This is a genomic window from Clostridioides sp. ZZV15-6598 (assembly GCF_020657705.1).
Classification (GTDB): Bacteria; Bacillota; Clostridia; order Peptostreptococcales; family Peptostreptococcaceae; genus Clostridioides; species Clostridioides difficile_F.
Window position 1 is genome coordinate 1 of sequence record NZ_JAGWCS010000327.1, and the last position, 465, is coordinate 465.

The 465-nt window shown below is 31.2% G+C and carries 1 protein-coding gene; it reads right to left on the reverse strand.

What is annotated here, in order from left to right:
• A partial coding sequence (locus KGF50_RS21870) for a baseplate J/gp47 family protein (RefSeq protein ID WP_227849994.1) occupies positions 1-465 on the reverse strand: 465 nt, incomplete at both ends.

The window sequence follows — 465 nt, forward strand, 5'->3', positions numbered from 1 at the left end:
GACTGTCTTCTGATTCTTCATCTTCTCCATTTATCAGTATTTCTGTTAATTCAGCAGTTTCTAATTTGTCTATATATTCAATGGGAATCAACTGACCAAGTTCAAAAATAGGTCCAGAAGTTTCGCATTTCATCTTATATATTCCTTCACTAATTCTTTCAGTTGCAATATAATTGTATTCTCCTAAATTAAAACGTGAATCAATAGGAATATCTATGTTAAATACTCCTTTCGCAATCGTATTAGTTGCTTCAAGTGGTGTAATTCCTCTTTCTTTGCATCTCTTCTCTAAATAATAATAACTAGCAGTATCTACGAAGGTTTGCTCTAGTAATTCATCCATGGCGATATATGTTTCTGTAAGTTCTATAGCAACAGGAGCAAGAGCATTATATATTATAGACCCTTCTCTTTTATCAAGAGTATCTGGTACACTATCTAACATTCTTTTAATTATATTTTCAA